At 64.4% G+C, this 12,511-nt stretch carries 14 protein-coding genes; 9 read left to right on the top strand and 5 right to left on the bottom strand.

Features of this window, described 5'->3' with window-relative positions:
* Positions 1 to 169: 169 nt before the first annotated feature.
* Positions 170 to 631: a DUF488 family protein gene (locus V5279_RS29305; protein WP_166306219.1), complete on the bottom strand. Its 462-nt coding sequence runs from the start codon at positions 629 to 631 to the stop codon at positions 170 to 172.
* Between the two features lie 9 nt (positions 632 to 640).
* Positions 641 to 1,468, bottom strand: coding sequence for a DUF72 domain-containing protein (locus V5279_RS29300; RefSeq protein WP_166306222.1), 828 nt, complete (start codon positions 1,466 to 1,468; stop codon positions 641 to 643).
* 140 nt (positions 1,469 to 1,608) lie between these two features.
* Between V5279_RS29300 and V5279_RS29295 the strand changes: the two genes are divergently transcribed.
* From V5279_RS29295 to V5279_RS29255, 9 genes are all read left to right on the top strand, one after another.
* Positions 1,609 to 1,965, top strand: a complete 357-nt coding sequence (locus tag V5279_RS29295) for a hypothetical protein (RefSeq protein WP_338690541.1) — start codon at positions 1,609 to 1,611, stop codon at positions 1,963 to 1,965.
* Between the two features lie 67 nt (positions 1,966 to 2,032).
* On the top strand, positions 2,033 to 2,239 hold the full coding sequence (locus tag V5279_RS29290; protein ID WP_338690539.1) for a hypothetical protein: 207 nt from the start codon (positions 2,033 to 2,035) through the stop codon (positions 2,237 to 2,239).
* A 250-nt stretch (positions 2,240 to 2,489) separates the two neighbouring features.
* Positions 2,490 to 3,623 (top strand): glycosyltransferase, encoded by a 1,134-nt coding sequence (locus V5279_RS29285; protein ID WP_166306231.1) that lies wholly within the window; start codon positions 2,490 to 2,492, stop codon positions 3,621 to 3,623.
* 7 nt (positions 3,624 to 3,630) lie between these two features.
* Positions 3,631 to 5,133, top strand: coding sequence for a glycosyltransferase family 39 protein (locus V5279_RS29280; protein ID WP_338690537.1), 1,503 nt, complete (start codon positions 3,631 to 3,633; stop codon positions 5,131 to 5,133).
* A 78-nt stretch (positions 5,134 to 5,211) separates the two neighbouring features.
* Entirely contained in the window at positions 5,212 to 5,907 is a 696-nt protein-coding gene (locus V5279_RS29275; protein ID WP_338690535.1) for a DUF899 family protein, read from the top strand.
* Between the two features lie 425 nt (positions 5,908 to 6,332).
* Positions 6,333 to 7,469: a tlde1 domain-containing protein gene (locus V5279_RS29270; RefSeq protein ID WP_414645844.1), complete on the top strand. Its 1,137-nt coding sequence runs from the start codon at positions 6,333 to 6,335 to the stop codon at positions 7,467 to 7,469.
* 90 nt (positions 7,470 to 7,559) lie between these two features.
* A complete protein-coding gene (gene lepB, locus V5279_RS29265; protein WP_338690533.1) occupies positions 7,560 to 8,300 on the top strand; it encodes a signal peptidase I in 741 nt (246 codons plus the stop codon).
* 145 nt (positions 8,301 to 8,445) lie between these two features.
* Positions 8,446 to 9,942 (top strand): AMP nucleosidase, encoded by a 1,497-nt coding sequence (locus V5279_RS29260; RefSeq protein WP_338690531.1) that lies wholly within the window; start codon positions 8,446 to 8,448, stop codon positions 9,940 to 9,942.
* A gap of 318 nt (positions 9,943 to 10,260) precedes the next feature.
* On the top strand, positions 10,261 to 11,040 hold the full coding sequence (locus V5279_RS29255; protein WP_338690529.1) for a Crp/Fnr family transcriptional regulator: 780 nt from the start codon (positions 10,261 to 10,263) through the stop codon (positions 11,038 to 11,040).
* A gap of 16 nt (positions 11,041 to 11,056) precedes the next feature.
* Here the strand turns inward: V5279_RS29255 and V5279_RS29250 are convergent, their stop codons facing one another.
* From V5279_RS29250 to V5279_RS29240, 3 genes are all read right to left on the bottom strand, one after another.
* Positions 11,057 to 11,254, bottom strand: coding sequence for a hypothetical protein (locus V5279_RS29250; RefSeq protein WP_029081578.1), 198 nt, complete (start codon positions 11,252 to 11,254; stop codon positions 11,057 to 11,059).
* 41 nt (positions 11,255 to 11,295) lie between these two features.
* Positions 11,296 to 11,508, bottom strand: a complete 213-nt coding sequence (locus V5279_RS29245; protein WP_029081577.1) for a hypothetical protein — start codon at positions 11,506 to 11,508, stop codon at positions 11,296 to 11,298.
* Positions 11,509 to 11,726: 218 nt separating this feature from the next.
* Positions 11,727 to 12,158 (bottom strand): phasin family protein, encoded by a 432-nt coding sequence (locus V5279_RS29240; protein WP_338690524.1) that lies wholly within the window; start codon positions 12,156 to 12,158, stop codon positions 11,727 to 11,729.
* Positions 12,159 to 12,511 lie beyond the last annotated feature (353 nt).

Raw genomic sequence — 12,511 nt, 5'->3', positions numbered from 1 at the left:
ACTACGACCGTGCACATAATTGCATACGCGAACTGGAATTAGCAACTTCTGCATTCTCAAGCACGTCCGCTTTGGGTTGATTCAGCGGGGGAGTCGACGGGTGATGTCCACTTGGCTTCGTTCAACTCGCGTCAACTAGGCTATGGCTGCGGTTTAATGAGACCGCGTCCTAGACCTGCGGCGCGGCCAGGTTCTCGATCTTGACCCCATCGCGCTCCTCGATGATCTCGGCGATCCAGCGGCGGTGACAATGCTCGTGGTCGCGCTCGTAGCAGAGGATGCAGACCGGGCCGGACTTCTTGACCAGCGACGACAGCTCGTCGAGCTCCTCCTTGGCCTGCACCGTCTTCAGGTGCGCCGAATAGATCTTGTGCAGCAGCGCATATTGCCCGCTGCGCGCCGCCTCCCGGCCGCTCTTCGGCGTGCCGAGGCCTCGCAGATGGACATAGGCGATGCCGCGCTCGTCGAGGCCCGCGGCGAGCTGGCTCTTGGAGAAGCCGGGGCGGCGCGAGGAAGCGACCGCGCGGACGTCGACCAATAGCTTGACGCCGGCGTGCTGGAGCTCGTCGAGCACCGCCTTCGACGGCGTCTGCTCGTAGCCGATGGTGAACAGCCTCGATGCCTTCGCCATCGCCGCTCCTCACTTCACCCGTTCGATCAATTCCATCGCGCCCGCCGGCGCGCGGATCTTGCCCTCGTGGATCACGTAGGCGAACACGTCGCGCGGGGCCTTGTTCGGCTTGGTCTTGTCGACCTTCGGCAGGTCGTCCGGCTCGCCGCCGCCGGCCCAGTCCTGGAACCGCTTGGCCCATGCGTCGAGCTGCTTCGGCGGATAGCAGGTCTTCAATTCGTCATTGCCCTTCTGCAGCCGGGCATAGACGAAGTCGCTGGCGAGATCGGCAATCGCTGGATATTTGCCGTGCTCGGCGAACACCACGGGCACCTCGAACTGGCGCAGCAATGCGATGAACTCGGGCACGCAGAAGCTGTCGTGGCGCACCTCGACGACGTGGCGCAGCGCGCGGCCGTCGAGCTTGCGCGGCAACAGTTCGAGGAACTTGCCGAAATCGGCGCCGTCGAACTTCTTGGTCGGCGCGAACTGCCAAAGCACCGGCCCGAGCCGGTCCTTCAATTCCAGCACGCCCGAATCATAGAACCGCTTCACCGAATCGCCGGCCTCGGCGAGCACGCGGCGGTTGGTGGCAAAGCGCGGTCCCTTCAGCGAGAAGATGAAGCCGTCGGGCACCTCGCTGGCCCATTTGCGAAAGCTCTCCGGCTTCTGCGATCCGTAATAGGTGCCGTTGATCTCGATCGAGGTCAGCTTCGAGGCGGCGTAGGACAGCTCCTTCGCCTGCGTGAGCTTCTCCGGATAGAACACCCCGCGCCACGGCTCGAAGGTCCAGCCGCCGATGCCGATATAGATGTTGCCTGCGTCTGTCTTGGTCGCCTTGGTGGGAGCTTTGGCCACGACTGCACTCATCGTGAAGGAGGGAACGGGGGGCAAGAGTAGTCAAAATAATCGTGATTGGCCAGTTTGCCAGGTTTGCGCGGCGGTGCTTATCGTGCTTGCTGGTGTCGGCTAGGATGTAAAAAAACGGGAGAACAACAATGCGCATGCTGGTTGCGGCCGTCCTCTTGATCACGTCATCAGCTGCAATGGCCGACGAGGTCGACGATGCGCACAAGCTCGCGATCACCGGCCGCGACGCCTACTGGAATTGTCTCGCCCGCGAATATCCCCGCGACAGCAACAAGACGATGTCCGACCAGGAATTCACCTCGCTGATCGCCAGTGTCTGTCCCTCGGAGCGGCAGAACTTCCGGGTGTCGCTGATCGACTTCCTGTCGCTGCAATTTCCGAAGCAGGACGCCGATACGCAGCTAACGACCGCCAACCGCGCGATCGAGCTTGCGCAGAAGGACATCGTGACCGCCTTCGTCCGGCGCAAGGCCGCGGCGAAATAGGTTCCCAAATCCTGTTGCGGGCGGTCGATTTTTGATATCAATCCGCGCAGGCGAGGGGATCGGCGGCATGAACTCACAATCGACGGCAGGCTTTTTGGGCGCGGTGGTCGCGGTCATCGTGTTGGCGGCGGCGTTCATCTATGGGCCGTCGCCGAGCCAGATCCGCAATCCCGCCCAGCCCGCGGCGGCGGCGCGGGCCGCTCCTGCCGCGGAAGCTGCGCCGGCGGCCCCGGCGCCCCGCGGCCCCGTCATCCGGGACGTCCCGAACAACTAGCGCCCTGCGCCTCTTGCGGACCGCCCGGGGGCTTCCCATTTAGCCTGGAACGGCGACGTTGCAGCTTGTAAGGGCTCCGGCGCTGGGACGACCACGACAATGTCGGCTGCGCCGGATGTACGCGCGCCCCCTTGTTCGTGGTCGTTGGTATTTTCAGGGGTATTTTGGCCCCGTTTTCCCGCTTCCCGAGACAGCGTTCGGTTCGGCCCGCCTTGGCAGCGGGAGAGGCTGCCGCTATACGCTGGCGCTCATGAATGAAGCCATCAAGCCGGGCCCCGAAACCCTGTCGCAGGCAGCACGTCTGCCGCAGCTTTCGGTGGTCGTCCCGACCTTCAACGAACGCGCCAATGTCACGGTGCTGTACCGCCGGCTTGATGCGATCCTGAAGGACGTGTCGTGGGAAGTCATCTTCGTCGATGACAATTCGCCCGATGGAACCTGGGACGTGGTGCGCGAGCTGGCGCGGAAGGATTCCCGCGTGCGCTGCATCCGCCGAATCGGCCGGCGTGGCCTGTCCGGTGCCTGCATCGAGGGCATCCTGGCATCGAGCGCGCCCTACGCCGCCGTCATGGACGCCGATCTGCAGCATGACGAGACCCAGCTGCCGAAGATGGTGGCGCTGCTGCAGAGCGGCGAGGCCGAGCTCGTGGTCGGCAGCCGCTATATCGAGGGCTACAAGGCCGACGGCTTCAACAAGCAGCGCGCCGGCGCCAGCGCCTTCGCCACCGAGATCGCGCGCCGCACGTTGAAGGTCGAGATCGCCGACCCCATGAGCGGCTTCTTCATGATCCGCCGCGACCGTTTCGAGCAGATTGCGCCGCAGCTGTCGATCCAGGGCTTCAAGATCCTGCTCGACGTGGTGGCGACCGCGGAGGGCAAGCTGCGTACGGTCGAAATTCCCTTCACGTTCGGCGCCCGCCAGCATGGCGAGAGCAAGCTTGACTCGATGGTCGCGCTCGACTTCCTTGGCCTGGTGCTGGCGAAGCTGACCAATGATCTGATCTCGCTGCGCTTCATTCTGTTCGCAGCCGTCGGCGGGCTCGGCCTGCTGGTGCATCTCAGCGTGCTGTTCATCTCGCTGGAGCTGTTCAAGGCGCCATTCCCGGAGGCCCAGGCTGCCGGCGCGATCGTCGCGATGACCAGCAACTTCATCCTCAACAACTTCCTGACCTACCGCGACCAGCGGCTGAAGGGGTTCGGCATCCTGCGCGGCCTGTTGCTGTTCTATCTGGTCTGCAGTGTCGGCCTGCTCGCCAATGTCGGCGTCGCGTTCTCGGTCTACGACCAGGAGCCGATCTGGTGGCTTGCGGGCGCGGCCGGCGCGCTGATGGGCGTGGTGTGGAACTACGCGATGTCCGGGCTGTTCGTCTGGCGCAAGCGATGACGGTGGCATGAGCGCGAACGAGGCGCGGCTCGCCCGGAACACCGCCCTTGCGGTGTGCGCGCTCGTGGCGCTGCGGCTGGCCGCCGCCGCATGGACGCCGCTGACCTTCGACGAAGCCTATTACTGGATGTGGTCGAAGTCGCTCGCCGGCGGCTATTACGACCATCCGCCGATGGTGGCGATCGTGATCCGGCTCGGCACCATGATCGCGGGCGATACGCCGTTCGGGGTGCGGCTGGTGTCGATCCTGCTCGCGCTGCCGATGAGCTGGGCGATCTACCAGGCGGCCGAGCTCCTATTCGGCGGCCAGCGCATCGCCGCGAGCGCGACGATCCTGCTCAACGTCACGCTGATGGCGGCCGTCGGCACGCTGATCGTGACGCCGGATGCGCCGCTGCTGGTTGCTGCAAGCCTGTTGCTGTTTTCGCTCGCCAAGGTGCTGGAGACCGGGCGCGGCGCCTGGTGGCTTGCGGTCGGCGCCAGCGCAGGTCTGGCGCTGCTGTCGAAATACACCGCGCTGTTCTTTGGTCCCGCGATCCTGATCTGGCTTGCGACGGTGCCGAAGCTGCGGCGCTGGTTCCTCTCGCCCTGGCTCTATCTCGGCGGCCTGGTCGCAGCCGGTCTGTTTGCGCCGGTCATCCGCTGGAATGCCGATCACCAATGGGTGTCCTTCATCAAGCAGATGGGCCGCGCCCGGATCGAGGATTTCCGGCCGACCTATATCGCCGAGCTGATCCCAACGCAGTTCGCCTTCGCGACGCCGCTGGTCTTCATTCTCGGGGTGATGGGCCTCTACGCGCTCTCTCGGCGCCGCGCCGGCGCGATGGGGGCGCGCGTGCTGATCAACACGATGTTCTGGACCATCGTCGTCTACTTCACCTGGCACGCGCTGCATGCGCGGGTCGAGGCCAACTGGTTCGCACCGGTTTATCCCGCCTTTGCAGTGGCGGCCGCGGTCGCCGCGATCCAGGTGCAGTGGGCGCCGCGCGAGCAGCGCACGATCGATTTTTGCCGCCGCTGGGCCGCGCCGGTCGGCGTCGTGCTGTTCGCGCTGCTGATCGTGCAGGCGAATACCGGCATGCTTTCCGGCTATCGTCGGGACGCCACCGTGCGCAGCGTCGGTGTCGGCTGGCAGGAGCTCGCCGACGAGATCGAGGCGGCGCGCGTGCGTAGCGGTGCAACCTGCGTGCTGGCGCCGGACTACGGCACCGTCGGCTGGCTTGCCTTCTATCTCCCCAAGGGCAGCTGCGTTGCCCAGCAGGGCCAGCGCATTCGTTGGGTCAACATGCCTGAGCCGAGCCCGGCCCAGTTGTCCGGCAAGCTGCTGTATGTGCATGAGCTCGAACAGACGATGCCGGCTTCGCTGCGCGACAATTTCGCCCGTGTCGAAACCATCGCCGAGGCCAAACGCATGCGTGGGCCGCTGGTTGTCGAGACCTATGCGCTCGATCTGCTGGAAGGTCCAAAGGGCGAGGTCCTCGACCGCTCGCCGCCGCCGGAACTGCAGTAGAAATCATCGAAGTCGAATGTCGGACCGGCCGGTTCCGGCTCGTCTTCCAGGTACCCGTCAACCACACGAGGTCCCGACATGACCAGTTCCGTCCTGAAGCCCGCTGCCGAACTCGCCAAGACCAATGCCAGGCGCTTTCCCAATGAGAGCGCCGAATATCGTCGCGCGCGCCAGGCGTTGCTCGTCGAAGAGATCGAGCTGCGCCGGCATATCGAGCGGGTGGCCGAACTGCGCCGCGCATTGCCGCCGGGCGGCGAGGTGACCAGGGCCTATGAGTTCACCGGCGAGGCCGGCGTGGCGTCGCTTGCCGATCTGTTCGGCAGCAAGCAGACGCTGATCATCTACAGCTACATGTTCGGCCCGCAGCGCGAGAAGCCGTGTCCGATGTGCACGTCGTTCATGGCCACGTGGGAAGAGAAGCTGCCCGATATCGAGCAGCGCGTGGCGTTCGTGTTCGTGGCGCGCTCGCCGATCGCGCGGCTGATCGAGGCGAAGCGGGCGCGCGGCTGGACGCGCCACAGGGTCTATTCCGACGCGTCGGGTGACTACACGCGCGACTATGTCAGCAGGGATGACGGCGACGTGCCCGGCTACAATGTCTTCACGCGCCAAAACGGCACGATCCGTCATTTCTGGGCCGGCGAAATGGGGGCCGGCACCGTCGATCCCGGCCAGGATCCGCGCGGCGCGCCGGACCTGGATCCGCTGTGGGCCGTGCTCGACACCACGCCCGAAGGGCGCGGCAAGGACTGGTATCCGAAGCTCAGCTACTGAGGGAGATTCTTGCTCAATCCCCGCGCGAATCCGGGGTGATCGGCAAGGAAATTCTCCCCTCATTCATGGCGGCATGCAGCGGGTGGAACTGCGTGCCGGAATGTCCCATGATGGGACAGAAAAGCCGCTTTGGCGGTCCATTGCCATCTTAAAAAAGCCCGATGCCACAGGCACTTCCCGCGTTGCAGGGGATCGCATCCGGTTAAGTCGCATTTAACTAAAAGTCGCCTTAATGGCCGTCTGTGCCCCCGCGCGACGTTGAGCCGAACATCCGTTCGACCTGTCGTCGAGTGAGGGACAAAGGTGGACCTGTTTTGAGCGTCGGGCGTATGGGTACGAGTGCGAGTGCGTATGTTCTTGGGGCGCCAAGCCGCAAGAAAGCTTCCCGAAAAATCCTCCCACAGCATTTCCTCGGCAGCGCCGCGGTGGCGGGGCTGGTGCTTGGCTGCGCCTGGACCGTCTACGCCAACATCTTCGCGGCGGGCGTCTACCCGTCAGTGGGCAATGCAGCGTTCGATGCGCCGGTGGTGAAGCGGCCCGCGGCGGTCGCCGCACGGCCGGCGCCGGCGTTCAACGAGGTGTTCGCGTCCCTGACGCCGGCACCGGCGGCTCCCGCCAAGACCGAGGTCGCGAAGTCGGAAGGCCCGGCACCTTCGCTTATGTTTAACGACCGGTTTGCGGCGGCATCGCCCGAGGGCGTGGCCTCCAGCGTGCCGTCCAGCGCCTTGGCCGACGCCGCGCCGCAGATCGACCCGATCAAGCAGGCGGCCGCGCCCAAGGTGGCCGAAGCTGCGAGGGCCGTTGCCTCGGCCAAGCTCGCCGAGACATCGAAGCCGCTGCCGGCGCCGAAGTCGGTCGAGACCGCCAAGAAGGAAGCCGCCGCCAATCTGCAGGTGGCGCTCAACGATCCCTCCGCAACGGTTCAGCCCAAGGAAGCGAAGCCCGCCGAAGCCAGGCAGGCTGCGAAATCCGGCGGCGTCCGCGACATGGCCGCGCGGGCCAAGGCCGCGGTGCTGTCGATCGCATCGAGCGAGCGGCAGACCATGGTCGAGAAGCTGTGGGGCAAGCGCGAGGCGAGCGGCGGGCTGCTCTCCTTCGCCTCCGCCGACGCCAACGTCACCGGCAGCATCCCCTCGACGCTGGACCAGAATCCGATGCTCGGCGGCTCGCCGCCCTATGACCGCCAGACCGCGGTGTACGACATCTCGGCCAGGACCGTGTATCTGCCGGACGGCACGCGCCTCGAGGCGCATTCGGGCCTCGGCTCCAGGCTCGACGATCCCAGATCCTCGCATCTGAAGATGGTCGGCGTGACGCCGCCGCACATTTACGAGCTCAAGCCGCGCGAGGCGCTCTTCCACGGCGTGCCGGCGCTGCGGCTCAATCCGATCGGCGGCGAGGGCAAGATCTTCAACCGCGACGGCCTGCTCGCGCACACCTTCATGCTCGGCCCGAACGGTGACTCCAACGGCTGCGTCTCGTTCAAGGACTATTACGCGTTCCTCGACGCCTATCGCAACAAGGGCATCCGCCGCCTCGCAGTGCTCGCGAGGGTTCAGTAGGCGCGGTTCACTGCGGGGCGCTGCCCCCTTGGCCTGTCCCGCCGTCGTCGGCTATCCTGGGCGACGTGAATCCTCGCGCAGGGCAGGCGCATGACACTCGTGCAGGAAACCGGCCGGCGGCGACCCTGGGGCAAGATCCTGCTGATCGCGCTGGTCGTGATCGTCGCGCTTCCGTTCGTGTCGCTGCCGCTGTTCCGCACCTTGCTGTTTCAGCCCTTCAATATCCCGGCCAGATCGATGATGCCGACGGTGCTGGTCGGCGATTATGTCTTCGTCTCGAAATTCGCTTACGGCTACACCCACTATTCCTTTCCGTTCTCGCCAAAACTGTTCGAGGGGCGCATCTTCGGATCATCCCCGGCGCGCGGCGACGTGGTGGTGTTCCGGCTGCCGAAGGACGATCGCGTCGATTACATCAAGCGCGTCGTCGGGCTGCCCGGCGATCGTATCCAGATGCGCAACGGGCAGCTCATCATCAACGACACGGCGGTAGCGCGCGAGCGGACGCCGGATTTCGTCGGCGACGACCCCTGCGGATCGAGCGGCGAGGCCGGCGCACGGCGCTGGCGCGAGACCTTGCCGAACGGCGCGAGCTACGAAACGCTCGATTGCATCGACAACTCGCTTCTCGACAACACGAACGTCTTCACCGTGCCCGCCGGTCAGTTCTTCATGCTCGGTGACAATCGCGACAATTCCACGGATAGCCGCATGCGGTCGATGGGCACAATTCCGCTCGAGAACATCATCGGCCGGGCAGGGCTGATCTATTTCTCGCGATCACCTGACGGAGCGATGCGGACGGAGCGCATCGGCACGGTCGTGCGTTGAGCGGCTCGGACGTGAGGTGCTGAACAGGGGACGTCGCATGTCGGACCCGGCTTGTGGTGTTTCCTGAACAGATATCGAATGTGGTAATGTTCCCGGCAGCCGCGTAGCGAGTCTCGGATCGGCAACGTAACTGGCCAGAGGCGACATGTCTCCCACACCTCCCATCGAAACCCCGCCGTCCATCACGACCGAAGCGTTCGTCGAGGCCGGCGCGGCGGTTGCCCGCCTCGAAGAGATCTACGAGCGCAACACCGCGTTCCTGCGCAGCCGCTTCGAGGCCTATGTCAACGGCGTGCCGTTCACGACGCGGGTGCGCGCGCATTACCCCTTCGTCCGCATCACGACCTCGTCGCATGCGCGGCTGGATTCCCGGCTCGCCTACGGTTTCGTCGCGGGGCCCGGCGTTCACGAGACCAGCATCACGCGGCCGGATATTTTCCGGACCTATCTCACCGAGCAGATCGGGCTCCTGATCAAGAACCACGGCGTAGCGGTCGAGATCGGTGAGTCCAGCGAGCCGATCCCGATCCATTTCGCCTACCGGCGCGACATCAATATCGAGGCGGCGCTGAGCATCGCCGACAGCTCGGCGTTCACGCGATCGCTGCGCGACGTGTTCGATACGCCCGATCTCGCCGCGATGGACGATGCGATCGCCGACGGGACGTTCGATCTGACGCCGGGCACGCCGGAGCCGCTGGCGCTGTTCCGCGCGGCACGGGTCGATTATTCGCTGCGGCGGCTCTATCACTACACCGGCACCGACCCCGAGCATTTCCAGAACTTCGTGATCTTCACCAACTACCAGTTCTATGTCGACGCCTTCGCGCAATCGAGCCTGCAGCGTCTCGCCGCGGGCGAGGCAGGCCTCGAGGCCTTTGTCGCGCCCGGCAATGTGATCACGCGCAACGCGCTGGCAGGCGGCGGTGTGAGTGGGACGGCATCGGAGCGCGTGCCGCAGATGCCGGCATTTCATCTGGTCGAACCCGGCTATCGCGGCATCACCCTGATCAATATCGGGATCGGGCCGTCCAATGCGCGCAACATCACCGATCATGTCGCGGTGCTGCGGCCGCATGCCTGGCTGATGATCGGGCATTGCGCGGGGCTGCGGAACACGCAGCGGCTCGGCGACTACGTGCTGGCCCACGGCTATGTCCGCGAGGACCACGTGCTCGATCACGAGCTGCCGCTGTGGGTGCCGATCCCCGCGCTTGCGGAGATGCAGGTGGCGCTCGAGGAGGCGGTCGGCGAGGTGACTGGGCTCACTGGCTTCGAGCTCAAGCGGCTGATGCGCACCGGCACGGTCGCGAGCGTCGACAATCGCAATTGGGAGATCAGCGGACCGCAGGTGATCCGGCGGATGTCGCAATCGCGCTCCATCGCGCTTGATATGGAATCGGCGACGATCGCCGCCAATGGCTATCGTTTCCGCGTACCTTACGGCACGCTGCTGTGCGTGTCCGACAAGCCGCTGCATGGCGAGATCAAGCTCGCCGGCATGGCCAGCGAGTTCTATCGCCAGCGTGTCGGCCAGCATCTTCAGATCGGCCTCAAGGCGCTCGAAAGGTTGAAGGACCAGGAATCCGAGCGGCTGCATTCGCGCAAGCTGCGCAGCTTTGCCGAAGTCGCGTTTCAATAGCTCCGTTCGCCAAGCCGCAGACGACGCTCTATCTCGGCCTTCAGATCGCGGCTCCTGCACGTATTTCGCCAGCTGGCTGCCTGACGCCGCGGAAGCGAAGGTAGCATTTTCCGCGCCCGGAAATTGGAACTTTGGGTTCCGCAGTTCTACGGTTCGACCGTGCGCATTTTGCTGTTGCGTCCGGCGGCGCATTTGCATCTAACTTCTCGGTGTACTGTCTGCAGAAAATTCCGCCTTGCGGTCAAGCGTTTGGAGTTTATTTTTGAGAGCCTGTCTGAGTGAGTTGGTTGGGTGTCGCTTCACTTTGGGGCCCCGCCAGTGAGTGCTTCCGGCGGAAATGGTAATCGCCTTCTCGCAACACTGCCGGCAGCGGACCTGGATCTGCTGGGTCTCGAGCTCGAAACGGTCGCGCTCGATCAGGATGCGGTTCTGGCGCGAGCCGGTGACGAGATCGACTACGTCTTCTTCCCTCATAGCGGGGCGATCACGCTGATGATCGACATGGCAGACGGGAGCACGGTTGCGACCGGCGTGGTCGGGCGCGAAGGGGCAGTGGGCAGTCTTTCGGTGCTCGGGTCGTCCCCGTCGGGTATTACCGCAGTCGTTCGTGCGGTGGGCACCGCCTCGCGGATTTCCGCGCCGCGCTTTCATGCCGCTTTCGGACGCAGTGCTGCGATCCGGCAGGCGATGCAAAAGCACATCAGGTCGATGCTGATCCAGTTCCAGCTCGGCTCCGCCTGCAATGCGCTGCACCCGGTCGAGGCCCGGATGGCGCGCTGGCTGCTCCAGCTCCGCGATCGCGTCGACAGCGACGTCCTGCCGCTGACCCAGCAGGCGCTGTCGCAAATCCTCGGCGTGCGACGAACGACCGTGACCCTCTTGATGCGCAATCTGCGCACGCGCGGCGCGATCAGGTCCGATCAACGAGGCCGGATCGAGATCGACAGGTCGCGGCTCTCGGCGGCGGCGTGCGAGTGCCATCGCGTCATGCGTCTCGAAGCCGAGGAGATCTTCTCGGACAATAAGGCCCGATCTCGCGCGGCAGCCCTAACCGACAATCCGCGGATCTCCGAAATCGAAACGGACGACGCGCTGTGAGCGCGGTGCGGCGCGATCAGCTTCTCCGCCGCCGATCAAGCTTCTGTGCGGGGGCGGATGCCGTCTCGAGCTTCGCAATCTCGCGCAGCACCTTCGCCGTCTGGCGCAATTCATTGCGCTCCGGTCCCGGCTTCAGCCGTCGAGCTTCGTTGAGAAAGTCCTTGGCCTGCACCAGCCAGGTGGATGTTTCCGTTGCGATCTGCATGCGCGCCATGGCGTCCCTCCATCGCGATCATCAATGGTCTGTGTCGTCGTTCAGGCCGGTGAGCCGGCGCCGCGGCGCCGGACGCGGATGCTCGGCTCATCGACCCAGGCGTCCCGCGCGAACCAGGCGTGATCGGTGCGGCAGAACGGGCAATTGGTGCGCGAGAAGAACACTGCGCTGCGTCTAAAGCTCTCGCGATCAGTCCGGATGCCGGTGGAAATCGCGTCTCCGGTTTGCGGACATTTGACCATGAGCATGCCCATGTGAGCCTCCCTCGATATTGCTTCTTGCTCTTTGCAGAAAAGTACCGGCCGGTTGGATTGCGCCCGTTTGCCGGTGCGACTACTTTGGGGGGCATCGCGCACCTGCTGCGTTTGACAGAGCATCGGGCAGTGGGGGCTGCATGCTCGTCGCTGGGCTTATTCCAACCGGCCGGATCCCTCCTCAAACGAATCCTCGACGTGAATTGAGTGCCGCTCTTTTAGCCGGCGTGGCGAAGAACCTTGGCGAAGTGCTTCCTGACCGGCTCACTTGTTTCCGTGGCAAGCTTCTGGCCAAGCGCCCACAATTCCCTGTTCTGGTCCGATGCCGTGTCGAAGGCCTTGCGGGCCTGCTCAGTGGACAAGGTCAGGACGTCGGCCGCTGACTTGCTGCCGAGGAGATGGGCGAAGAAATCGAGCGCGGAGGCGGCATTGGCGTGGGAGATTTCGATCACCTTGAGCGCGTAGTCGGCCGCGCCTCGCGCATTGCACGAATACGTTTCGCCCAGCACCTCGGTCATCCGTCCGGAGGCGGCCCGCGCGTGGGAGAAGCCCTGGTCGGCAAGATCGCCGATCACGCCGGGCAAGCCGATCTTCGGAAAGCTCAACAACGGCATTCCGAAGACATTCGTATCGTTCACTGTGACTTTCATTTCACCTTCACTCAAGATGCAGTCCCCTTCTCAAGCGAAAGCGTTGCTCGCAACGCTCGCTCGCGTCACGAGAGCTGACGCTCCGTGTTCAATTCAGATTTTGGGTGAGCTTCGATCGCGTCCCGACGCTACTGTGCGGAACGAAAGCGCGACTGTCGGTTCGGTTTGCGACTCTCGCGAAGAATTTTTTTAAGATTGTCAACTCACACCAACGTATGTTTACGGGTGCTGTGCATAATGTGGATATCGTGAGCGGCAGAAGACACCTGCTTCAGCGTGAGGTTGCGCAAAGCATCCCCATGAGCGCGCTGTGGAAGGATCCCAGGTGGTTTGCCCCAATACAAAAACGCCGG

This window comes from Bradyrhizobium sp. 26S5 (assembly GCF_036923295.1).
Lineage (GTDB): Bacteria > Pseudomonadota > Alphaproteobacteria > Rhizobiales > Xanthobacteraceae > Bradyrhizobium > Bradyrhizobium septentrionale.
This window is presented reverse-complemented; position numbering and strand designations above follow the sequence as displayed.

Excerpts from the sequence above, each read along its gene's own strand:
- V5279_RS29305 (WP_166306219.1), bottom strand. The coding sequence starts at position 631 with ATGGCGAAGGCATCGAGGCTGTTCACCATCGGCTACGAGCAGACGCCG.
- V5279_RS29295 (WP_338690541.1), top strand. The coding sequence starts at position 1,609 with ATGCGCATGCTGGTTGCGGCCGTCCTCTTGATCACGTCATCAGCTGCA.
- V5279_RS29290 (WP_338690539.1), top strand. The coding sequence starts at position 2,033 with ATGAACTCACAATCGACGGCAGGCTTTTTGGGCGCGGTGGTCGCGGTC.
- V5279_RS29285 (WP_166306231.1), top strand. The coding sequence starts at position 2,490 with ATGAATGAAGCCATCAAGCCGGGCCCCGAAACCCTGTCGCAGGCAGCA.
- V5279_RS29280 (WP_338690537.1), top strand. The coding sequence starts at position 3,631 with ATGAGCGCGAACGAGGCGCGGCTCGCCCGGAACACCGCCCTTGCGGTG.
- V5279_RS29275 (WP_338690535.1), top strand. The coding sequence starts at position 5,212 with ATGACCAGTTCCGTCCTGAAGCCCGCTGCCGAACTCGCCAAGACCAAT.
- lepB (WP_338690533.1), top strand. The coding sequence starts at position 7,560 with ATGACACTCGTGCAGGAAACCGGCCGGCGGCGACCCTGGGGCAAGATC.
- V5279_RS29260 (WP_338690531.1), top strand. The coding sequence starts at position 8,446 with ATGTCTCCCACACCTCCCATCGAAACCCCGCCGTCCATCACGACCGAA.
- V5279_RS29250 (WP_029081578.1), bottom strand. The coding sequence starts at position 11,254 with ATGGCGCGCATGCAGATCGCAACGGAAACATCCACCTGGCTGGTGCAG.
- V5279_RS29245 (WP_029081577.1), bottom strand. The coding sequence starts at position 11,508 with ATGGGCATGCTCATGGTCAAATGTCCGCAAACCGGAGACGCGATTTCC.
- V5279_RS29240 (WP_338690524.1), bottom strand. The coding sequence starts at position 12,158 with ATGAAAGTCACAGTGAACGATACGAATGTCTTCGGAATGCCGTTGTTG.